1 pseudogene is annotated in these 439 nt (G+C 67.9%); it reads left to right on the top strand.

Annotated elements, in window-relative coordinates:
* Window positions 1-213 precede the first annotated feature (213 nt).
* Window positions 214-439: pseudogene (locus ACFVWD_RS58215) on the top strand (DUF2637 domain-containing protein); the annotation flags it as partial.

Raw genomic sequence — 439 nt, 5'->3', positions numbered from 1 at the left:
CCTCGAGGCATCTTCCCTGGCACAGCCCGCACGCACTGAACAAGCTGGTCCGCGAGCACATGACCGTCGAGGACCGACACACCCTCGCCAAGCTCCTGACCCAGGAGTGAGTCCACGCACGAGCGCCCCTGCCGTGCCGAGGTCACCCGGCAGGGGTGCTAGCTCCTCCTTCAGCGAACCCTTCGACAGCCCGCTCCACCAGGAGGCTCTCGCGTGGCCGCGATGCAGCTGACACGCACGCACCGCATACTCATCGGGGTCGTCATCGCCGGTGCGGTGGTCATCGCCGCGATCGGTTTCGCGGGTTCCTACGCCGCCGTGCGCGAGCTCGCGGAGGACAAGGGCTTCGGGACGTTCTCCCTGGTCTTCCCGATCGGCATCGACGCGGGCATCTGCGTCCTGCTCGCCCTGGACCTCCTGCTCACCTGGATGCGCATCC

It is taken from the genome of Streptomyces sp. NPDC058086 (assembly GCF_042885015.1).
Lineage (GTDB): Bacteria > Actinomycetota > Actinomycetes > Streptomycetales > Streptomycetaceae > Streptomyces.
The sequence above is the reverse complement of the archived record's forward strand: the minus strand, read 5'-3'. Positions and strand labels throughout refer to the sequence as shown.